Below are 21,293 nucleotides of genomic sequence, written 5' to 3' on the forward strand. Positions count from 1 at the left end.
TGGCAATTTGCTGAGCAATAGTGGCGAAATAATGGCAATGGCCTCGGTTAGGGCTATCTATATTGCTTAGCTAATTTTATAATTGACACTTCTCAAAGTAATAACGGTAAGGAATTGTGATGTATAGCGAAGAAGAGTATCAAAATAACCCACTTCACGGTGTTAAGTTAGAAGAGGTGTTAACTCAGTTAGTTGATCATTACGGTTGGGAAATATTATTCGCTTACCTAAATTTAAATTGCTTTAAGACCAATCCAAGTATTAAGTCGAGTTTAAAGTTTTTAAAGAAAACCGATTGGGCAAAAGATAAGGTTGAAGCGTTCTATCTTTATCAATTTAAAAGCTTACCTAAAGCTGACAATGAACAATTTGAAAAGCCACCTCGTGATCGCATTGTTCCTATGCACCAAAAGCCTGGCGAGCCTGCAGAATTGAGTCTTGAAGATGCTGAAAAGTTAAGACTTAAAAGAGCTAAAAAAACGCGAGAAAGAGCATCTGGAAAAGCTAATCCATGGGGAGATAAACCCGCAGATCCTTGGGGTAAAAAATCAAATAATACCTCAAGTAATAAAACAACGAATAAAGCAAAGCATAATCCTTGGGGCGAGTAATTAGTTGCAGCTTAGCATCTTGCTCATAAACTAAAGGATTTCATCATGCGTATCTTAGCTATTCTAATCATGTTGCTTTGCAGCTTTGGCGCAAATTTTCAGGCCATAGGCTTGGAAAGCAGAACGCCATTTGAAATACCTCGAAGCCAAGTTGTTGAAATACAAGATAGCCATGTAAAGCGTAGCTATTCGTTATTTATTAAGCTGCCAAAGTCTTATGAGCGCTCACCTCAGCAGCATTATCCAGTTATTTATTTAACCGACGCATTGTATAGTTTTCAGCTTGTATCAGGTGCAACTCGTTACCCTATGAATAGTGGCAAAATGGCTGAGGCGATTATTGTAGGGATTTCTTATGAAAAAGATTCTAGAGGCGATACAAGTCGCGTTTATGATTATACGCCTGTAAAAAGCCCTTTATGGCGAAAGGATACCGGCGGTGCTGAGAAGTTTATTCGATTTATTGAAAGTGATGTTTTTAATTATATTGAAAATAATTACCGTGCAGACTCCAACAATAGGGTTTTTGTAGGAAATTCATTAGGCGGCTTACTCGGAAGTTATATTTTATTAACTAAGCCTGAGCTATTTCGTCATTATATTATTGGAAGCCCCTCTTATTGGTTTCATAACAAAAGCATTTTTGATTTAGCTGAGCCATTGCTTGCTAAAAGTCGAGGGGGTGAGGCTAATGTTTTTATTGCCATTGGTGAACGTGAAACAAAAGCGTTAGAAAGCCAATATACTATGGTGGAAGATGCCCAAGATTTTTATAAATTACTCACTAAATGGCAGAAAGCTGAAGGAAATCATGAGATTAAATCTAAGCTATTTATCATTCCGCATGCTAACCATCAAACCGCTTTTCCAACTACGGTAACTCAAGGGTTATATTGGGCATTAGCCGAAAATGAATAGCTTAGGAAAATCAAAGTGCTATTAACGTGCTAATCATTTATGCACTGAGTTTGTTAAGGTCCTATTGGCCATATCATGGTGATTTTAGCACCTGACGATGCATTGTTAATGATAGTAAGTTCACCGCCATGGTTACGTGCAATTTCTGCACATAATGACAAGCCTATGCCTGAACCATGGTGTTTTGTTGTATAAAACGGGGTTAGGGCGTTATCTAAATTAGCAAAACCAGGACCATTATCAACTATTTCGATAACTTGTTTTTCATGCTGGAAGTAAGTTTTGATGTTAATTTCACAATGCTCTTTATCACATGCTTCATGTGCATTTTTAAATAAATTAATTAAAATTTGAGACATTTGTTTACTATCGGCAAAACACTGTTCATTACCTTGTAAACTCACTTTACATTGGCCTAAAGTCATTGATTTTGCTTCATCAACTACTTCATTAAAATTGAACCAAGTACTCTTTGGAGCCGGTAATTGACTTAATTGAGTGTATTCTTCAATAAAACTGAGTAAGCGATTACTTCGTTGCTGTATCCTTTGAAGTACTAGCTTTACTTGTTCTTCATTAAACGTATCTGTCGATAATAATGTATCGGCCATTGATGCCATCGGTGTTAAAGAGTTACGTAGTTCATGGGCAAGTACGCGTATTAAGTTCTGTTGAGTTGCGCTTTGTTGCTGATGTAAAGGTTTAGAAATATCTAATGCTGAGAAGATATGGCATTTTTTATTTTGGTATAAATAACTAATGCTCTGACATTGCCACTGATGATCAAATTGAGGATGAGATAGTCGATCGTGTTCTAAAAGAAACCCCAATTCACTTGCTAAGGAACCCATTAACATAGGTTGTTGAATTTTTTCTTTCATTGCTGTGTTGCGGTAGGTGAGCTTATTCTCTTCATCGAATAAACAAACCGGGATTGGCCAAGAATCGAGTATATGACTGAGTAAGCTTTCCAAGCTTTGGCTCTGTTGATTTTTATGCTGGCTTGTCATGGCTAAGCTAGCAATTTCTCGTTGCAATTCTGCCAGTAAATTATCTTGGTGCTGTGCTTTAAACTTTAAGGTAACGTCACCTTCTTTTAATACCTGTGTATATGTAGTGAGTTGCATAATGGTGTCTCGCCATAAGTGAACTCCTTGCCATGCTAACCAAATTAACGGATAAGAAATAACGAAAACTAGCGTCGCAATAGCAAGTAAACTCCAGCCTAAGTGCCACACCAATGCGGTACTTAAAGCGAGAATTATTAAGACTAAACAGGATAGGGTAAATAAAAGCCAATGTTCGTGGCTAAATTTATGCTTCATATTGAATGCCAAATTTTTCTAATCGACGGTATAAAGCGTTGCGAGAAATGTCTAGTAATTTAGCCGCTTCACTTACTTGTCCGCTGCTTACCTTCAAGGCTTTCTCTATAAGTTGTTGCTCAGCCGCTTCTAGAGGTTGTAAGGTAATATCTCCAGCTGCTTTGTTGGTGGTTTGTTCTATCATCAACTGCTTGTCATCAATGCTATCTGTCATTGCAAGTAATACAGCTCGTTCGATAACATGACTTAATTCACGTACATTCCCTGGCCAACTATGTTGCTTGAGTTTTTTTAATGCATTGTCTGTAAAGGCAAGTGGTGCTTTCTTGTATTTTTGGCAAAACAAAGCAATAAAGTGCTCTGACAGAGGTTGAATATCTTCAATACGATCTTTTAAAGCGGGTAAGGTGATAACCAAGGTATTTAAACGATAAAGTAAATCTTGACGAAATTTATCTTCATCAATGAGCTTATCGAGATCAGCATTAGTTGCGCTAATTAATCGAACATTCGTCGTTTGAGTTTGGCTGGAACCTAGTACTTCGAATTGACCTGTTTCTAATACTCGTAATAATTTAGGTTGTAATGATATTGGTAATGAGCCAATTTCATCGAAAAATAATGTACCTTTATCAGCTAAGGTGAAACGACCTGTTCTATGTTGTTTGGCATCGGTAAAGGCCCCTTTTTGGTGACCAAACAATTCACTTTCAAATAGGTTCTCTGGAATCGCCGCCATATTTACCGTAATTAACGGTTCATGTTGACGTAATGATAATTGATGAATTCGCTCTGCAAGTTGTGATTTTCCGGTGCCGTTCTCGCCTAAAATGAGTACGTTAGCGTCTGTTGGCGCAATTTGCTCAACTAGCTGTTCTATTTGTTGCATGCTCTGAGATTGACTGACCCAATGCTTATTGGTTTCATTAGAAAGTAATTGTTTAAACCCTTGGTTTTGTTGAGTTACTTTAGATAATTTTAGTTGTTGTTCAATACTATTTAGCAGCTTAATTTTATTCCAAGGTTTTTCAATAAAGTCATTTGCACCGTTTTGTAAACCTTCAACAGCTAATTCAATAGAGCCCCAAGCCGTCATTAAAATTACCGGTATAGCTAAAGGCTTTAATTGCGCTAGAATCGCTAAACCTTCTTGTCCGCTTGTGGTATCGAGTGAAAAATTCATATCGAGCAAAACTAAGTCAGGTTGTTGGCTTTGTGCCTTTATTGTGATCTCTTTTGCGTTACTTGCTTCAATAATTTTATAACCATGTGCGCTTAATAATAAATTTAGCGCTAAACGAATATCTTCATCATCGTCGGCTATTAATATGGTGGCGTTGAGCATACAGTTTTCCATTCTTAAGTAAAAAAGGGAAACGCTTTGGGCGCTTCCCTTAAGATTTTATCATAGCCTATTAATAGCTATGGTCATAGCGTTCAGTTAGAAATCAAAAAACATAGCTTACTGATTTCTAGAGATTATGTTGACGTTTATTCTTCCCTTAGGGCTTGCATAGGATCGCTACGTATTACACGCCATGCAGGTAATATTACCGAAATAAGCACAATAATAATCAAGGCAACATCGAGTAATGTCATCGCCAACCAATTGAAGTTAGGCAACATCTCAAGTGTTTGTTCCATGTGTTGGTAGGCAAAAACAGAAAAAATAAACCCTAAGCCAAGTCCTAAAGCTAACATGATTAGGGCATCTTTAAGAATGAATTTGACTAATCTCGACTGCTTAGCACCTGTTGCCATGCGAACCGCTAATTCATATTTTCGATGGTTTGTAGTCATTTGCGTTAAACCTGCAACACCTATGGCAGCTAAAAATAATGTTAATGCTGTCATGGTTAATACCACCCATAAACTTACTCGTTGATTTAATGTTTGTGTTAACCAAATGTCGTGTAGGCTCTGTACTTGTAAATTGGTTAACCTTGGATGTTGACGCTTTAATTCACTATCGATCATCTCTGGCGTGATATTTTTGCCCTCAGGCATCATTACCGTTAACTGTATATTGCCACCGACTCGAATGCGATGTGAATAAACAGCAGGTAAACCAAGAGGCTCAGCGATCCCTGTTTGGCTAATGGTATCTGCTACTATGCCGTTTATAATTGTTGCAGGTGCTTCGGGATCTTGACTTGTTTGAAATGTTTTTCCAATGACTTCTTGATAACTGAGTGCTGGAAATAAAGTTTTAGCCATGCTGGCATCTATGACAACGCGATTTTCGTTATTATCAATTTGTGCTTGGGTTAAGTTAGCCCCTGCTAGCATTTCGATATTAAAGGTAGTGAAAAAGTTTGCACTTAAACTTCTGACTTGATGAACAACACGTTGACCACCATTCTCGTTATTCCTAAAAGCGCTTACTTGCAACGAGCCAGACAATGGACCGTAATCGGCAACCACCACTTCACTATTTGCGACTTGTTTTTCAATAAGAGCACTTAAGTTATTCAAAAGCTGTTTAGTTTCACTTTTGCCATAATCTTCAAAGTCATTCAATTGAGTGATGTATTCATCATCACTGACTGATAGAGATATATTATAGCTATTGCCAATATCATACCCGAGTTCTTGATAAACGGCCTGATAGCTTTGCATTGCGACCATAACAGAAGCCGTTAATAAGATAGAAGCGATTGATAATTGGAAAATCATTAATACTCGGCTTAACCATTGATTACTTTGCGCTTGGATACCTTTACCACTGCTATTTAAGTTGTTGGCTAATGCATGCTTGTCTATGTCGACTATAGCTAAAGCACTAAATAAAACACTTAATAAGAAAATAATAAGTACCGAAGCTAAAATAGTTAGACCATTAATCGTGATGGCATCGATCATTGGTAAACTATCTCCTGCGATTAATGGCAAGCTTCTTAATGCCCAACCCGTCACTAATAACCCTGTTATAGCTGCCAGTATAAAACTCGGTAAGTTTTCAAGTAACACTAATGTGCGGACTTTGTTTAAACTAGCACCTAAACTAATTTGAATAGCAAACTCTTTGGTTCTACTTTGGTAGTGGGCAATAAAGAGGTTTAGTAAGTTTAGGGTTGCCATTAACAATAAACCCGTTACGGCAGCAAATAAGGCCACAATCAATCCTTCGCTTTCTCCTAGTAAGTTGCTGCGATAGTCACTCGCTTTAACTACTTTTTTAGTATTCGATAAAAAATCTAGGAACATTTGTACTTGATCACCAGATACATTCTGACTGACATAATCTGTTAACCAAGCATCAGTTTGTTCTTTGGTTGGGAGGATAGCTTGACCGTTTGGTGATTTAAGAATTAAAAAGTCAATTTCATTTCTTATTGCGCCAACGCTATCTTGCTGTTGTTTCACTTGCGCTAGATTAGCAATAAACCAAACTTGCTGAGGCAGTATCGCAGGGCCACTTTTTACTGCCATGACATCTTCAATTACACCAGCAATTATATAGTTTTGATTTGCTATGCTGATTTGTTTGCCAAGAACAGATTTTTGACCGCCATAAGCTTGTTGCCATAGCGAATTAGAGATCCAAATATATTTTTCAGGGGCTTCAATTGTAACATCGTCACCCAATAATAATTGGCTTCCTAGTACTGAGGTTATGTTACTTGAGGCATCATACCGGGTTGTAGTATAGGTGATATTGTTGATTTCAATATCTTGTTCTGCCGGCGCAATAGCTGCCCATTCTCCTAAATCTTTAAATTGCTCGCTAAAGGCAATTAAGCGGTTCATATTCCAATACGATACACTTAAGGTATCTGACATTTGAAAGCGATACTCATAGGTTTGTAAATGTGCTTCTTCTTTAACACCTTGCAATGGCTGATGCAGAAACGTTGAAGCAATTGCAATGACAGTAAGCACTGCACCTAATGTTAACCCTAGCGTTAAAATTAATGGAATACTTAGCCTTGGAATAGAAAATATTCTGACAATTCCTTGATAGAGTGATTTTTTCATTAAACTCATGCAACCCCCTGTAATGCTTTATTTTCAGCATTAATTTCAGAGACAATTTGACCATCAAGTAATTGAATTTGACGATTCGCACATTGCGAATAACGACTATCATGGGTCACCATTACAATGGTAGAACCTTGTTTATTCAATTGCTCAAGTAAAGACATCACTTGATCACCATTTTTACTATCTAAGTTACCTGTAGGTTCATCAACTAAAATTAGATCAGGTTTTCCTACTAATGCACGCGCAATGGCAATACGCTGTTGCTGGCCACCTGAGAGCTGGTTCGGGCGATAATGCTGGCGTGGTAGCATATCAACTTGTTCAAGCACTTCTTCAACACGCTGTTTAATTTCTGCTTTATTGGTGCCCCTGTGCTCAAGTGGTAATGCAACGTTTTCAAAGACTGTTAAGTTATCAATTAAATTAAATGATTGAAAAACATAGCCGATATGTTCATTTCGAATTTGAGTACGGTGGTCAACTTTCAGTCCGGTGGTATCAATGTTTGCTAGCTGATATTCGCCTTCAGTGGCAGAGTCCATCAGCCCCATAATAGATAATAAAGTCGATTTACCACAACCTGAAGGACCAGTAATTGCCACAAACTCTCCTTGATTTATTTCTAAAGAAACACCTTGAAGGGCATGGGTTTCAATTTGTTGGCTGTCGTAACGTTTATGAATATTGTTCATGGTGACTACATTTTTCATTTTATATTCCTTTCTGTTGTGCTTATTATTCTGATTTGTTGTTATGTAAATAGCGATTGAAAACTTCAATCTACGATATTAAGTTTTTGATAAGATAGTAATTTATTAATATCTGATGTAACTAACTCATCACCGCTAATTAATCCGTCTGTAATGGTTAATTGTCCTTTTGATAGCTCACCAAACGTCACTTGTTTTTGCTGTAGTTGGTTGTTGGCGTTTCGAACAAAAATAGCTTGCTTGCTACGAGGTCTTAAACCAGGAGTTTGTTCAATATGTAATGTGTTTTGTTGATGTTTAACAAAAACTTGAGCAGATATTGATAATGCTGGGCGAGCGTTTGAAGTTAAGGCATCATCAAGTATAGCTTCAGCTAAGACAGTACCGTTACTAACGACACTTTCAATTCGGTTAATATGCGCTTTGATATAACCTTTTTGTGTATCAATGATAACGGGAGCATTAATATCTATTTGATCTGCTTGGTTTTGAGGTAGACGTAAGCGAGCAATTAAGGCTTCGTCACTACCTACTTTAGCTAGGGATTGACCTAATTGTACGCTTTGTCCTAATTCAACGGATAAGTTTTGTAATGAACCGCTAATGCCTGCCTTGACCTTCATATCATCAAGTTGCTGTTCAAGGAGTGCTACTTGTGCCTGTTGCTGTTCGATGGTGATATCACGTTGAGTTAATTGATAACTTTGCATTTCAACGAATTGATCAAATTTTTTCTTCTCAAACTCAAGCTTTTTACTTTCTTGCTTTACTGATAGTTTTGCGCGTTGTAACTCTATTTTTGACGATACGCCTAAATTAAGTAAATCTTCATTGACTGAAAGTTCTAATTCAGCTCTTTCTATATCTGCTTCAATGTCTGCAATTCTACCTTGGTAGTTTAAACGCTCACTTTGCTGTTCAAATTTAAAGGCTTCCCTTTGAGCTAGTTGCTGAGCAAGCTGACCCTTTGCGGCATTTACTTCCTGCTCTAACCTTGGGTTGGCGAGTGTTAAAATAACTGTTTCAGGCAGTATTTTTGTACCGGGACGAACTAATATTTCAGACACTTTACCTTGAGCAGGAGCTGTTAATAACCTTTCCTTAGCTGATGATAATTCACCATACGCCGTCGTATAGATATCTAAATGACTTTGCTTAACTGTTTGAAAGCGTAATTGAGATGCTGAGACATCTTTAGTTGCTTTAGAGCTTAAAGCAAAGCCAGCATATCCGAGTAAAACGATAAAGCTACAGAATGCTATAATTTTTTTTGTGTCACGTTTTGGGGCTAATTCTATTTTCATTGTTACTGATTTCACTATTTATTTTTTATCAGTAATGAAATAACTGTGCCAAAAATATTTGTCGTTAATAAACAATAACTTGTGTTATTTCTGTTATGTTTTTACAGTTTTGTTGTTCGGTTTTATTTTGTCGTTGTTCGGTTTTAATGCTTATTAAGTAAATTACGTTGTCGAGTGCGACGGGAGATGCTAATAGACATATATGCTGTTGTAAACTCAAAGGGATAATAACTAAATGATCACTATAGCTTATGTAAATTATTACCTTTTTAACTAGAGGGAAATAAAACACAGTTAAATTAACGATAATCATAGTATTTCGTATTATAAAGTCACCAGACTAATGTCTAATTCACCTTGGTTTGTATTTGCCGCATACTTATTGGCTGGCTTTTCATCAATAATGGTAAAAGGATTTATACAACTACTGCTAATGTAAACGGTAGTGATATTGCTGCTTATGTGAAACTTCTTATATGATTAGAGCGTTGATTTTTATACCTGTATTATTCATTTTTATTTCATTATTTAATGTGACAACTGCTTCGAGCAAGAAAGCTTACATCCCCTTAAACCAGTGGACTAGCCAACGTGTGGTTTCTCAAGCTTTGGGAGACGTTTTATCAAATCATGGTGTGCAGGTTGAATATATCAATATAAGTGTTGATGAACAGTGGGGGGCATTACAGCGGGGTAAAATTCACTTTCAGCTAGAAGTGTGGCAGCCTTCAATGGCGCAAGCATTTAGTCAACTTACGGCTAAACAAGCGATTGTTGATATGGGTTTGCATGACGCTAAAGTTACTGAGGATTGGTGGTATCCAAAGTATGTGGAAGAGCTTTGTCCTGAATTACCTCATTGGCGAGCTCTTATTACGTGTAAGTCTCTTTTTGTTGAAAAAGATTCAAAGGGCAAAGGGGTATATTACGCTGGCCCATGGGATTATAACGATGCTGATGTTATTAGAGCGCTGAAATTAGATTTTACTATTAACCGATCTAGCGGTGAAATGGTGCTGTGGAAAAAATTATCAAAAGCTATTAAACAGAAAAAACCTATTATTATCTTGAATTGGAGTCCAAATTGGACTGATAAGCATTTATCTGGTCGATTTATTCAGTTTCCTGCTTATGCACCTGAATGTGAAACCAAACCTGAATGGGGCATCAATAAACATCTAACTAGAGATTGTGCTAATCCAAAAGATGGCTGGCTTAAAAAAGCAGCATGGCCTGGATTAAAGGCATATAACCCTTGTGTTTTTCAATTTGTAAAAACTGTTAACCTAAGTAATGAAATGATTGCTGATGCAGCTTCATTTGTTATAACGCAGAATAATACTGAACATCAAGCAGCTAGTTTATGGATGAAAAAATATCAAAGTCAGATAGTACAATGGCTAAGTAAAACTTGTCTTAGAGGTTAGTAAGGTTTTGATTTCATTTCATGTTCCATCTTTCGCGAGTTGGCCTGAGAGACTATGGTTTGTTTCTCTTGGTTAGTCGCCAACCCCCACTGCTTAATTTCTTCTAAGCTTCTAAAGCAACCTAGGCAAATATCTTGCTCATTTAAACAACAGTTTCTTACGCACGGTGATTGAACATTATTCAATGTTTTTCTCAAAATAAGAGATGTATGTTATTAGTATAACGGTTGTACTTGATTATTTTAAAAGAAAATATCTTGTGAAGTTTGCAAAATGAGTATGATTTACCTTTACTGACAGTGAATGGAGAAAAATACATTTAGCTGTAATTTTATTTGAAGAAACACTGTCCTCTAATAAAAAGGAGCTCAGCACTATTTATGAAATCAATCACAACGCCGTTTTTGAAACGCGCCTCTTTATTAGCTATCTCTGTAATATTCATGGGATTAGCTTTATCTTGGGTTGTTTATCAATCAACAGCCAAAGTAAAAACCAATGCTATTGATGTAGTCGAGCAACGTATACCTATACTAATAAGTATCAATGAGTTAGTAGCTGATCTAAGTGAGCAAGAACGAATTATTTATGAATACTATCGCTCGCAAAATGGCGATATGTTTCTTGAGTCTTCACAGAATATTCGTCAAACCTTTAATATGCACTTTACAGCTGTGCTTTCGCAACCAAGATTTCAAAAGCAATCGCAAGAAATTGCCGCAGGACAAATGCAAATTGAGCAATTATTTATGGACTTTTATCAAGCAATGCAGCTTGATACAGATAATTGGGATGAAATGCGCGATATATTAATGCAAGTGTCAGTTATTCGAACACAGTTATTGCCAACCTTAAAATCGATCGAACAACAAACACGGCAGACCGTTGATGAAGGTCATAAAGCGACCCTAGCTCAAATGGCATTTTCACATCAATTGGTTATTGCTTATGGCATTTCTATTGTATTAATTGCGGGATTAGTGTCTTGGTACATTCGCCAATATATGTTAACGCAAGCGAAAAACACCCGTTTAGCATTATTTTCTCAACAAAACCCGAACCCTATCATCAGTGTTAATAACTTAGGTGAAGTGCTATTTGCTAACCCTGCTTGTGATAAATTACTGAGTTGTGTTGGTTATTCATCTGATAACGTTGAAGCCTTGTTACCGAGTAACTTTTTATCTTTGCGTGAAAAGTTAAGTCGAGCGCCAGAGCATAGCTTAGTGCTTGATCAAGAATTGAGTGAGCGTATTTTACAAATAAGTATTTATTGGCATGAAGAAATCGATGCTTATGATATTCATATAAAAGATGTAACTGAAGCAAAAATAGCGCAAGAGCAAGTGAATCACTTAGCTTTTTACCACCAAGAAACCAACTTGCCTAATCAATATAAATTAAATAACGATGTTGATGATACTATCGCAAGTAAGCAGCCATTCTCCATCGGTGTTATTGCGATAAGAGACTTTGATAATAAGGTCAGCACCTTGGGAGGTGAAGCAATAACTGAACTCGTCAATGAGTTAGCCAATATTATTGCCAGTTCATTACCCAGTGGTGTGCATTTCTATCAAGTGGCTGATGGGCAATTTGCCTTATTATGTACCAAAAGCAAAGGGCAATTAGCGTTACAAAAGTTAACTATGGTGATTACCGCTGTTGCTGAATCTTCAATAGCGACAAAAAGTGGTGAGTATTTTGTTGAGCTTGATTTTGGTTATAGCAGCTATCCGCAACATAGTGATGATAGAAATAATTTGATCAAAGGTGCTCATATGGCACTGGCTGTTGCATTAAATAATGAGCATGAAAATTTTGCCGTATATGACTCTGAGTTTAGTGAGGGCATTCAACGCAGTAATGAGCTTACCGATAACTTAAGGCATGCGTTAACGAATAATGAATTGTTTTTGGTTTATCAACCTCAGTTGGATATTCAAGAGAATAAAGTGACTGGCATTGAAACGCTAGTACGCTGGAAACATGATGGACATATCGTTTCACCCGTTGACTTTATTCCTCTAGCCGAACAATCAGGATTGATTGTCTCAATAGGAGAATGGATCTTAACTCAGGCCTGTCAGTTTGCTAAGCAGTTGGTACGATTAGGGTATAACGACATTATTGTGGCGGTAAATGTCTCACCTAGGCAATTTAGTCATCCACAATTTTGCGCTATGGTTAGGCAAGTACTCAAAGATGTAGCCCTTGCACCAAGAAATTTGGAACTAGAAATAACAGAAGGAGTATTTATGCATAATGAAGAAAATACTTTATCTGTGCTTCAACAGCTAAAAACCATGGGATTACATTTGTCTATTGATGATTTTGGCACCGGGTATTCCTCTTTATCATATTTAAAGCGTTTTCCGATCGATAAGTTGAAAATTGATCAATCATTTATTCGAGAATGCCACAATAATGATGAAGATAAAGCAATTATTAGCACTATTGTATCGTTAGGGAAAAGTCTTGGCTTATCACTTATTGCTGAAGGCGTTGAAGAACTAGTCCATGTCGACTTCTTAAAAGAATTGCAATGCGATGAGATTCAAGGTTATTGGTTTAGTAGACCCGTTGAACCAGAAGCTTTAATTGAATTATTGATTGAAAAGGGCGGTGATATTAATACTCAAACATCACAAGGGTTTGCTTCTTAGTCTGCTTGAAACTAAGAATTTTTTTAATTTATAGAAAATGAAGCGCTCTAGCTATACTTAAAGCGCTTTTGGGTTTTATTTGTTTATATCAACAATGACTCTGCCTCTTACCTGTCCGTCCATCAATTGGTTTGCTACCTCAATGACTTCTTTCAGGGAAATTGTTTGACTTATTTCATTCAAAACAGAGTCACTAAGTAAATCTTCAATACGCTGCCAAGCTTCGGTTCTATCTTCAAGTGGTCGCATGACACTATCAATGCCAGCAAGTGTAACTCCACGTAAAATAAATGGCATTACCGTTGACGGTAAGTCCATACCTTGTGCTAAACCACACGCTGCAACAGTGCCACCGTATTTAATGCTGGCACAAATATTGGCTAGTGTATGGCTGCCAATAGAATCAATTGCACCTGCCCAGCGCTCTTTCGCTAATGGTCTTCCTGGCTCCGATAAGGTCTTTCTATCGATAATTTCTTTTGCACCTAAAGCCGTTAAGTATTCACTTTGATCAAGTCGACCTGTGGATGCAACGACTTGATAGCCAAGCTTTGCTAATATGGCAACAGCAAAACTACCCACTCCGCCGTTGGCACCGGTGACTAGAACTTCGCCTTTTTCAGGTGTTACGCCATTTTTTTCTAGCGCCATAACACAAAGCATAGCGGTATAGCCCGCAGTACCTATTGCCATCGCTTGTTTTGGTGAAAGCTTTTTAGGCAAAGGAATAAGCCAATCACTTGATAATGTCGCTTTCTCAGCGAGACCGCCCATATGAGTTTCACCTACACCAAAACCGTTTAGTAAAACCAAATCGTCTTTTGAGAATTTGTCACTATCACTGTGAATGACCTTGCCGACAAGATCGATGCCCGGGATCATTGGAAACTTTCTCACGACTGGGCCTTTACCTGTAATGGCTAAAGCGTCTTTGTAGTTTAAAGTGCTATATAGCACTTCAACAGAGACATCACCTTCAGGTAATAATTTTTCATCTATGTTTTGTAAGCTACTTCGATAACCTTGTTCGTCTTTTTCAATAACTACTGCTGAAATCATAATAACCCCTTAATTTAGACTGATCGTCTTTTAATGGTAAAAACAATGCTCTATTACATTGATAATGTTAAAAATTACTTCGATAAACTATTAATAAAATGGTTGAAAAAAATGTCTAGTGGCTTGGTATCTTGCACTAATCTGGCTCTGCTTACCGCACCTTCCCAGCCGATCCAAAATAGCTCACTTAGCACGGTGCAGTTTGCAGTTTTACAAATATCACCATTATTTAGTGCTTCTTCTAAGCACGTTGCAACTTGGCTTTGCCAGTCACTGAGTACGGCGGCAAGTTGAGTGCGAAAACTGACCGGTAAAAGTGTGACTTCTTGTTCTAAATTGCCAATTAAGCAGCCTCGCTCAAATTGATATTGTGCCATGCCTAATTTAGCGTCATTAACGAAATTAGCTAAGCGCTCTAATGGTTTATATGCTGTATTGAGTAAATGGGTGTTAAGTTTTTTCTCAAAGTAACTCGCATAGTTGTTGATTACTTCACGGCCAAAGGCTTCTTTGCTGTCAAAGTAGTGATAAAAAGAGCCTTTTGGTACTCCTACTTTTTTAAGAATTGAATCAATTCCCGAAGAAGTAAAGCCTTGCTTTGTTAATAGCTCTAGGCCGCTACGTAATAACTCAGCTTTTGTATCTTGACTGTCTCTGGCTATTTTAGGGGGTCTGCCACGACGAGTTGTTGTTTGTTTTGTGATCATTTTATGATTATAGACCGATCGTCTATTAAGTAACAAGTGTTAATAATATTCGTATGAAAAGATCATTGAAAGGTAAAAGAACTGTTGCAGGGGAAGCTTTTCGTGTCTAATTTTACTGGGTTGTTATATGATTAATTTAATTAAGCTTTTTTTGGGTGTTTATGATTGATTGTAAAATGATTTTGCTGATGGTTTTAACTTTCACTAGTTATCCGATTACAGGTTTTGCAGCTGATAATTCAGTGCCTTCAGAGAAGGAATTAGTGAAAGAGCAATGCAATAAAGTCTGTGAGCAAAAACAAGAAAATTCATATTTAAAGCAAATAGAAAAAAGGCAAAACCCTGTATCGAGTGTTGGCTACGAGCCAGTAAACCCGAGCGCGCTTCCTCCCAGAAATAGATGGTCTGACTTTTTGCCTATTTTGGGAAAAGAAGCGAGAGAACAGGGTTACTTATTACCCCTACCTTTTGGTATCTCTTTAGTGGGGTTAACACAAAAACAACCATTTGAAGTATCAAAAATAGGTTTAGCTTTTGATGGTCAAGAAGACTCTAACCTCAATGATTTTATTGGGGAAGTCGTTGAAGCAAAGAATTTAGAGGTGTCAGATAGTACGCTAAATTTAAGGCTTGATGCTTGGATCCTTCCTTTTTGGAATGTGTATGGTTTAGTTGGACGTACTAAGGGTAAAGCTGAACTCGAACTGGATTTTGAGTTGCCAATACCTACACCTTTGTTAATTGCTGCTGGGATTGGTAATGGTTTAAATGCAAAAAGGTGTGAAAGTGTTGAATTGCCTTACACAGGACCCGCGCCTGGCTCATGCTTATTGTCATCACGAGGTATTGATACTACCTTGCATTTTGAAGGTACTGTTTTAGGTTATGGCACAACGATAGCGGGTGGCTACGGTGATTTTTTTGGTATGTTTGATATGAACTACACAGAAGCTGATATCAATATTGCCATAGATAAATCTAAGCAAACGGTATATTCAGCTCGTCTTGGTTGGAATGGTAAGATTGGTCTTTTTCAAGGTCAAATATGGGTGGGAGCCATGAAGCAAGATATTGAACAAACGCTTAATTTGCCAGTACCCACCACAGATATTGCTGTAGTTATCGACCAGCATGTCAGTTCGCCATATAATTATTTAATTGGTGCACAGTGGAATATCACAGAAGAGTGGGCTGTTATTGCTGAAACGAATTTTGCCTTTAGTGACAGACAGCAATTCATGATGCAGTTGGGCTATAGGTTTTAAGGTAGATACAGCAATGAATGAGATTATGACAGAGCAGTTGCCGTTAACGATTCATATTTCTGCAGATTTATTGGCACAATTTAGCAAGCTCAACTCCGTGATAAATAAATTAGAAGCGCAATTAAATTTCCATACCTTAACAGCTAATTGGTATGGTGATGAAGAAGATATCCTGACTATAGAACTGTATGTAGAATCCCCAGAAAGTTTTGATGAACGCAAAGAAACTATTACTAGTACTAACCAACAAGATGATGTTCAAGTTGACTTTTTTTCTGATGATGTACTGAATTATGCAAAAACTAGACATAGCGTCTGCTATATTGCCTTAACACAGTCTGAATTATCTCTGTTGCAGGAAAAGCCTAGTTTACTTGCGGATTTTCTTCGCATTAAATTGTCTAAAGTGCTTAATTTAATCGCTGATCATTATCAGTTACCAACAATTTAGGTTGTGACTTAATGGCTATTAGTCGCGCACGTTTAGATCGTTTTTTATGTAAATTTCCTCAGTTTAATAAACACAGTGTACGCTTACTACTTGCCCAGCAACGTGTTGTTATTAATGACACTATAGAAACAGCAAGTGATTGCTTAATCGATTACTTCACTAAAGTTGAAGTTGATGGTGTTGTTTTACAAAATAATATTCCGCATTACGTTATGCTGCACAAGCCTATAGGTGTTGTTTGCGCCACAACAGATACTAAACATAAAACCGTAATGGACTTACTTAAGTATAGTTATAAAGCACAGCTTCATATCGTAGGTCGGCTTGATTTAAATACTTCGGGTTTAGTGTTATTAACCGATGACAGTCGTTGGTCTGAACGATTAACTCAGCCAGAGAGTAAAGTTGAAAAGCGATACATTGTGACTTTGGCAAATGCAATTTATGAAGACTATGCACAGGCCTTTGAGCAAGGAATGTACTTTCCTTACGAGGATATCACCACTAAACCAGCAAAATTTACTAAGTTATCAACTTATCAAGCTGAAGTTTGTTTAGTGGAAGGACGTTATCATCAAATTAAGCGAATGTTTGGTCGATTTAGAAACCCTGTTGTTGCCCTACATCGACACTCAATAGGGTCCTTAGCGTTAGACGAACAATTAACGGTAGGGCAAAGTCGAGAATTAACAGCTAGTGAAGTAAAGACAATATTTGATTTATCTGCTATCAATTGCTGTACTTAATTGTATTGTTGGTTCTCATATTCACTTGCTTTGCGTATAATCAATTAAAAAGAAAAATCCATTGATGGTGAGTGTGAGAAACATGAAAAAAAGAGTTTTAGTGACGGCGACTTTAGTTACTTTATTAGCGGGATGTTCAAGTTCAGACAATGCTTGTGAAGATATAACAATGGCAGCAGAACAGCTGCAACAGTGCCAGTCTTTGCATAAGCAAATAATTAATGCAAAAGGTCAGCCTATTTTGCGTACAGAATTAGAACGCAGATATCAAAAAGATTGTATTGATATTCGTTATTACCGTGATGATCAGCAATTAGCTAAATGTGGTAATAAGCATAAAGTTGAAAAAATTCGTGAATCAGCTCAAGCTGAGGCGAAACAATAGCCATATTGGTTAGTTGTATTTTTTGTTGTAATATCCATTAGTGCCTTAAAGGTTGCTAGTGGGTATTTTACTAATGAATACCAATGCTTAAATAAATTTTTATTGGGATGAACTTATTTCTTTATGAATAATTCAAATAAAGATAAACATAATGAAGAACTCAATAATAGCACTGAACAACCAGGTGATTTAACCGAAGAGGTTTTATTATTACGCCAACAAAATAGAGAACTGCAAGCGCGATATACAGCACTTTTTAGGTTAAACCAACTCTCACAAGAATGTGACCAACTCGCAAATTTTTATCCTCAAGTACACCGCACTATAGCCTCTTTAATGACGGCGAAAAACTTCTACATTGCACTTTATGAGCAAACCTTTAACACCTTAGAATTCGTTTATTATATTGATGAAAAAGATGAACGACCTGAAGGGGTGTTCGAAATTACTGAGTTTGAAGGATCTTTTACATACTTAGTTGTAGAGTCAAAGCAAGCGTTATTGGTAACACCGTCACTGAGAAAGCAACTTATTGAAAATAAAAAAATAGTTGAGTTTGGCTCTCAAGGTACAGATTGGTTAGGTGTACCACTTATGCATGGTGATGAAGTTATTGGAGTCATTGTTGTGCAAAGTTATAGCGAAAGTATTCGCTATACAGAGCCAGATCTTAATATGCTTACCTTTGCCGCACAACATGTCGTCAGCGCCATGCTTAGATTGCAAGATCAGCAACGTTTAAAAAATGCTGTTGATGCTAGAACTAAAGAGCTCATGGCACAAATTCGTGAGCGTGAGAAGTCTGAGTTGCTCCAAGAATCCTTGTATAGAATATCGGAGCTCAGTAACGATGCTGAACTAGAAATCAATGAATTTTATGCCAAAGTTCACAATATCGTGGGCCAGCTCATTAATGCGACGAATTTTTATATCGCAAAGTATGATGCAGATAATCAGCTTTTAAATTTTTATTACTATGTTGATGAGAAAAGAGATGCGCGAAATGGCGAATTTAAATCTAGGAAGTTATCGAATCATTTTTCAGAATTAGTATTAAAGCGAAAAGAGACAATCTTGCTCTCTCAGCAGGAGATGCAAGAGCTTTATCGGCAAGGTCAAACTATTGAACCTGATAAGGAAACACATTCTTGGTTAGGTGTGCCGTTAATTTATGGTGGGCAGATACTTGGGGTAATGGTGATTCAAAGTTATACCCAAAGCACGACCTATAGTAAGCAAGATGGTGAATTATTAAACTTTGTTTCCCATCATGTTTCTGCGGCAATAAAACGAAGAGAATTAGCTGATTTTGAACGTAGAAGCCATGAGCTGTTAGAGCAGCAAGTTAAGCTGAGAACTTTAGCACTGGAAGAAGAGATTTCTCAGCGTAAGCAAGCAGAAAAGCTACTTAAACACACAGCAGCTCATGATAGTTTAACGGGGTTACCTAACCGTACTGTATTTATTGATTTATTGAATCATGCCATTGCTTGTAAGAAGCGAAAAGATGAGTTTTCTTTTGCTATTCTCTTTCTCGATTTAGATCGCTTTAAAATGGTTAATGACAGTTTGGGTCACCATGCGGGTGACAAATTACTGAAAATTATTGCGGCTGAACTACAAGCCCTCGTCCGTGATAAGGATACGGTTGCTCGATTAGGTGGTGATGAATTTGTTATTTTGATTGAAGATTTAGAATCGAATCAAGAAGCGTTTGAAATATCAGATAGGATCACTGAATTTTTACAACAACCTTTCACTATTGATAATCAATTGGTTTATACCGGTACCAGTATCGGTATTTTATTTAGTGATGAACGTTATGAAAATGCCAATATCATGTTAAGAGATGCTGATACCGCTATGTATCATGCTAAAGATAGTGGCAAAGGACGTTATGAAGTGTTTGATGCGAGTATGCATAAGAAAGTACAAAATGCATTAAGCTTAGAATCAGACATTCGTGAAGCGATAGATTGGAATGAATTTGAACCTTATTTTCAACCTATTCTGCAATTAGCAGATAATAAGTTAAAAGGATTTGAAGCCCTTGCTCGTTGGCAATCACGTAAACGAGGATTTGTTTATCCGAATGACTTTATTCCGTTAGCTGAAGAGACTGACTTAATTCTTGAAATTGATCTGCAAATTATTGAAGCTTCGTGCAAAAAAATTAAGCATTGGCAAAACATGTTTGATGATGACAGCTTATATGTCAGTTGTAATTTGTTTTGTAAGCATTTTTTCAGTTCTAGCTTGCCGCGCGATATAGAAAAAATATTGCACTCAACAGGACTCGCCCCGCAAAATTTACGGATTGAACTTACAGAAAGAGCATTGTTAGAAAATGCTGATGTTGTGTTAGCTAATATGCAAGCGCTTAAAAGAATGGGCGTAAAGATTTTGCTCGATGATTTTGGAACGGGTTATTCGAGTTTAAGTTACTTACACCGCTTCCCAATTGATGTACTCAAGATTGACCGATCATTTATTAGTAATGTTCACGAACATGAAAACCATCGAGCTATCATAAAAACCATCATTGATCTTGCAACCAATTTACAAATGGCAACGGTTGGTGAAGGGATTGAAAATCTAGCAGATGCACAGTTGTTACAGCAAATGGATTGTTTATATGGGCAAGGGTATTATTTTGCTAAACCCATGTCAGCACTAGATTGCACCTCTTATATTGGTAGTATGTTAACAAACTAAATCGATATGTAGATCTGCTCACTTAGGCAGCAAATCGCCTATTTATACAGTTGATATTAATCTATTAAATGCATTGAAAAATGCTTGTTCTAAAGTTTGCATTTGCGCTTCACTTAAGGCTTTCTTCATAGAGCCATAGGTAATGGCTTGATGTGCATAACAGACTAATTCGGCTTGATGCCAAGCCTTTAAAAGTGTTTCAAAGTCAGCTAGATGAATCCATTGAGTTAAATATGCTTTAACAATGTTCTGTTTTTCTTCACCTTCAGGCATTCTAAAAATATACGTCCCATCTATAAAAGGGTGAGAAATACACGAATCACTCCAGTCAAAGAAAAGATACTTTCCATTGCTAATTGCAATGTTTTCTATATGAAGATCTCCATGAACAAGCGTATTAGGCATCTGGAATTTCTCTAATGCTTTAATAGCTTTAGTCACAGACAAAATGATGTTGTCTCTATTCGCTTCAATCTCATTAGGTAAACATTGGGTAATGGTAGCGTTATTCAACAACTCATTTAATTGCGCTGGAATATTTGCTATTGGTCGATTCAAGCAGCCATTTAGTTTTAGCTCATTTAAGTGGTTAATTGATTTAATTTGAAAAAGTGCAAAAACCTCGAAGGCATTAGCCCAAATAGTTTTATCAGTGTCTTCAGGTAAACTACCGCCAAAGTCATTAGTAATCATCCATTGGTTGTCTTGGGAAACGTTTAAGACTTCAGGAACAAACTTGGGTAATAATTTTGATAATGAAGCACAAACTTGTGATTCATTAGAGAAAAGTGGCAGAAATGCTGTGGATTTAAAGTAGTAAAAGCCTGCATCCGTTTTTTGTTTTAAGATTAGACCTAGTGCCCAACCAGAAACTCGTTCAAGGTTACCTATAGGCTCTAAACCATGTTCAGTTAAACTTTGATTAGTCCACTTTTGAACAGACTCCAGCCATTCAGCAGATTCCCAGTCTAAAATATCCATCATCGTTTACGTTGTATTATTGTTGTTATAAGGCAAAGA

The 21,293-nt window shown here is 37.0% G+C and carries 18 protein-coding genes; 9 read left to right on the forward strand and 9 right to left on the reverse strand.

Going from position 1 to position 21,293, the window contains the following annotated elements:
* Positions 1 to 119: 119 nt before the first annotated feature.
* Complete coding sequence (locus EPA86_RS17460; RefSeq protein WP_140605672.1) at positions 120 to 611, forward strand: VF530 family protein; 492 nt, start codon at positions 120 to 122, stop codon at positions 609 to 611.
* Between the two features lie 45 nt (positions 612 to 656).
* A complete protein-coding gene (locus EPA86_RS17465) occupies positions 657 to 1,529 on the forward strand; it encodes an alpha/beta hydrolase (protein WP_246058454.1) in 873 nt (290 codons plus the stop codon).
* Positions 1,530 to 1,582: 53 nt separating this feature from the next.
* Here EPA86_RS17465 and EPA86_RS17470 read toward each other — a convergent pair whose 3' ends face one another.
* The 5 genes from EPA86_RS17470 to EPA86_RS17490 all read right to left on the reverse strand — a co-directional run bounded on the left by EPA86_RS17470 (position 1,583) and on the right by EPA86_RS17490 (position 8,852).
* Positions 1,583 to 2,854, reverse strand: a complete 1,272-nt coding sequence (locus EPA86_RS17470; protein WP_140605673.1) for a sensor histidine kinase — start codon at positions 2,852 to 2,854, stop codon at positions 1,583 to 1,585.
* A complete protein-coding gene (locus EPA86_RS17475; protein ID WP_140605674.1) occupies positions 2,844 to 4,199 on the reverse strand; it encodes a sigma-54-dependent transcriptional regulator in 1,356 nt (451 codons plus the stop codon). The genes EPA86_RS17470 and EPA86_RS17475 overlap by 11 nt, the downstream gene beginning before the upstream one ends.
* 146 nt (positions 4,200 to 4,345) lie before the next feature.
* Entirely contained in the window at positions 4,346 to 6,841 is a 2,496-nt protein-coding gene (locus EPA86_RS17480; protein ID WP_140605675.1) for an FtsX-like permease family protein, read from the reverse strand.
* A complete protein-coding gene (locus EPA86_RS17485; RefSeq protein WP_140605676.1) occupies positions 6,838 to 7,548 on the reverse strand; it encodes an ABC transporter ATP-binding protein in 711 nt (236 codons plus the stop codon). Before EPA86_RS17485 ends, EPA86_RS17480 begins: the two co-directional genes overlap by 4 nt.
* A 65-nt stretch (positions 7,549 to 7,613) precedes the next feature.
* Positions 7,614 to 8,852, reverse strand: coding sequence for an efflux RND transporter periplasmic adaptor subunit (locus tag EPA86_RS17490; protein ID WP_140605677.1), 1,239 nt, complete (start codon positions 8,850 to 8,852; stop codon positions 7,614 to 7,616).
* Between the two features lie 476 nt (positions 8,853 to 9,328).
* Here EPA86_RS17490 and EPA86_RS17495 point away from each other — a divergent pair, with 476 nt between their 5' ends.
* Positions 9,329 to 10,279, forward strand: coding sequence for an ABC transporter substrate-binding protein (locus EPA86_RS17495; RefSeq protein ID WP_140605678.1), 951 nt, complete (start codon positions 9,329 to 9,331; stop codon positions 10,277 to 10,279).
* Here EPA86_RS17495 and EPA86_RS17500 read toward each other — a convergent pair.
* Positions 10,276 to 10,464, reverse strand: coding sequence for a DUF1289 domain-containing protein (locus EPA86_RS17500; RefSeq protein ID WP_246058456.1), 189 nt, complete (start codon positions 10,462 to 10,464; stop codon positions 10,276 to 10,278). The two genes, EPA86_RS17495 and EPA86_RS17500, sit on opposite strands and share 4 nt — an antisense overlap.
* A gap of 195 nt (positions 10,465 to 10,659) precedes the next feature.
* Between EPA86_RS17500 and EPA86_RS17505 the strand changes: the two genes are divergently transcribed.
* On the forward strand, positions 10,660 to 12,945 hold the full coding sequence (locus tag EPA86_RS17505) for a putative bifunctional diguanylate cyclase/phosphodiesterase (protein ID WP_140605680.1): 2,286 nt from the start codon (positions 10,660 to 10,662) through the stop codon (positions 12,943 to 12,945).
* 75 nt (positions 12,946 to 13,020) lie between these two features.
* On the opposite strand, the gene acuI is transcribed toward EPA86_RS17505, so the two are convergent.
* Together acuI and acuR are read right to left on the reverse strand one after the other, a co-directional pair.
* A complete protein-coding gene (acuI, locus tag EPA86_RS17510) occupies positions 13,021 to 14,004 on the reverse strand; it encodes an acrylyl-CoA reductase (NADPH) (protein WP_140605681.1) in 984 nt (327 codons plus the stop codon).
* A 74-nt stretch (positions 14,005 to 14,078) separates the two neighbouring features.
* Positions 14,079 to 14,711 carry an acrylate utilization transcriptional regulator AcuR gene (acuR, locus tag EPA86_RS17515; protein WP_140605682.1) on the reverse strand — a complete coding sequence of 211 codons (633 nt, stop codon included), beginning with the start codon at positions 14,709 to 14,711 and terminating at the stop codon, positions 14,079 to 14,081.
* 161 nt (positions 14,712 to 14,872) lie between these two features.
* Here acuR and EPA86_RS17520 point away from each other — a divergent pair, with 161 nt between their 5' ends.
* The 5 genes from EPA86_RS17520 to EPA86_RS17540 all read left to right on the forward strand — a co-directional run bounded on the left by EPA86_RS17520 (position 14,873) and on the right by EPA86_RS17540 (position 20,273).
* Entirely contained in the window at positions 14,873 to 15,976 is a 1,104-nt protein-coding gene (locus EPA86_RS17520; RefSeq protein ID WP_140605683.1) for a hypothetical protein, read from the forward strand.
* A 13-nt stretch (positions 15,977 to 15,989) separates the two neighbouring features.
* Positions 15,990 to 16,427, forward strand: coding sequence for a hypothetical protein (locus EPA86_RS17525; protein ID WP_246058458.1), 438 nt, complete (start codon positions 15,990 to 15,992; stop codon positions 16,425 to 16,427).
* An 11-nt stretch (positions 16,428 to 16,438) separates the two neighbouring features.
* Complete coding sequence (locus EPA86_RS17530; RefSeq protein WP_140605684.1) at positions 16,439 to 17,173, forward strand: 16S rRNA pseudouridine(516) synthase; 735 nt, start codon at positions 16,439 to 16,441, stop codon at positions 17,171 to 17,173.
* 82 nt (positions 17,174 to 17,255) lie between these two features.
* Positions 17,256 to 17,558 carry a hypothetical protein gene (locus EPA86_RS17535; RefSeq protein WP_140605685.1) on the forward strand — a complete coding sequence of 101 codons (303 nt, stop codon included), beginning with the start codon at positions 17,256 to 17,258 and terminating at the stop codon, positions 17,556 to 17,558.
* A gap of 123 nt (positions 17,559 to 17,681) precedes the next feature.
* Entirely contained in the window at positions 17,682 to 20,273 is a 2,592-nt protein-coding gene (locus tag EPA86_RS17540) for a sensor domain-containing diguanylate cyclase (protein ID WP_246058460.1), read from the forward strand.
* Between the two features lie 42 nt (positions 20,274 to 20,315).
* On the opposite strand, the gene EPA86_RS17545 is transcribed toward EPA86_RS17540, so the two are convergent.
* Complete coding sequence (locus EPA86_RS17545) at positions 20,316 to 21,257, reverse strand: phosphotransferase (RefSeq protein ID WP_140605686.1); 942 nt, start codon at positions 21,255 to 21,257, stop codon at positions 20,316 to 20,318.
* Positions 21,258 to 21,293 lie beyond the last annotated feature (36 nt).

The sequence above is a fragment of the Litorilituus lipolyticus genome (genome assembly GCF_006439335.1).
GTDB classification, from domain to species: Bacteria; Pseudomonadota; Gammaproteobacteria; order Enterobacterales; family Alteromonadaceae; genus Colwellia; species Colwellia lipolytica.

Excerpts from the sequence above, each read along its gene's own strand:
- EPA86_RS17460 (WP_140605672.1), top strand. The coding sequence starts at position 120 with ATGTATAGCGAAGAAGAGTATCAAAATAACCCACTTCACGGTGTTAAG.
- EPA86_RS17465 (WP_246058454.1), top strand. The coding sequence starts at position 657 with ATGCGTATCTTAGCTATTCTAATCATGTTGCTTTGCAGCTTTGGCGCA.
- EPA86_RS17470 (WP_140605673.1), bottom strand. The coding sequence starts at position 2,854 with ATGAAGCATAAATTTAGCCACGAACATTGGCTTTTATTTACCCTATCC.
- EPA86_RS17475 (WP_140605674.1), bottom strand. The coding sequence starts at position 4,199 with ATGCTCAACGCCACCATATTAATAGCCGACGATGATGAAGATATTCGT.
- EPA86_RS17480 (WP_140605675.1), bottom strand. The coding sequence starts at position 6,841 with ATGAGTTTAATGAAAAAATCACTCTATCAAGGAATTGTCAGAATATTT.
- EPA86_RS17485 (WP_140605676.1), bottom strand. The coding sequence starts at position 7,548 with ATGAAAAATGTAGTCACCATGAACAATATTCATAAACGTTACGACAGC.
- EPA86_RS17490 (WP_140605677.1), bottom strand. The coding sequence starts at position 8,852 with ATGAAAATAGAATTAGCCCCAAAACGTGACACAAAAAAAATTATAGCA.
- EPA86_RS17495 (WP_140605678.1), top strand. The coding sequence starts at position 9,329 with ATGATTAGAGCGTTGATTTTTATACCTGTATTATTCATTTTTATTTCA.
- EPA86_RS17505 (WP_140605680.1), top strand. The coding sequence starts at position 10,660 with ATGAAATCAATCACAACGCCGTTTTTGAAACGCGCCTCTTTATTAGCT.
- acuI (WP_140605681.1), bottom strand. The coding sequence starts at position 14,004 with ATGATTTCAGCAGTAGTTATTGAAAAAGACGAACAAGGTTATCGAAGT.
- acuR (WP_140605682.1), bottom strand. The coding sequence starts at position 14,711 with ATGATCACAAAACAAACAACAACTCGTCGTGGCAGACCCCCTAAAATA.
- EPA86_RS17520 (WP_140605683.1), top strand. The coding sequence starts at position 14,873 with ATGATTGATTGTAAAATGATTTTGCTGATGGTTTTAACTTTCACTAGT.
- EPA86_RS17525 (WP_246058458.1), top strand. The coding sequence starts at position 15,990 with ATGAATGAGATTATGACAGAGCAGTTGCCGTTAACGATTCATATTTCT.
- EPA86_RS17530 (WP_140605684.1), top strand. The coding sequence starts at position 16,439 with ATGGCTATTAGTCGCGCACGTTTAGATCGTTTTTTATGTAAATTTCCT.
- EPA86_RS17535 (WP_140605685.1), top strand. The coding sequence starts at position 17,256 with ATGAAAAAAAGAGTTTTAGTGACGGCGACTTTAGTTACTTTATTAGCG.
- EPA86_RS17540 (WP_246058460.1), top strand. The coding sequence starts at position 17,682 with ATGAATAATTCAAATAAAGATAAACATAATGAAGAACTCAATAATAGC.
- EPA86_RS17545 (WP_140605686.1), bottom strand. The coding sequence starts at position 21,257 with ATGATGGATATTTTAGACTGGGAATCTGCTGAATGGCTGGAGTCTGTT.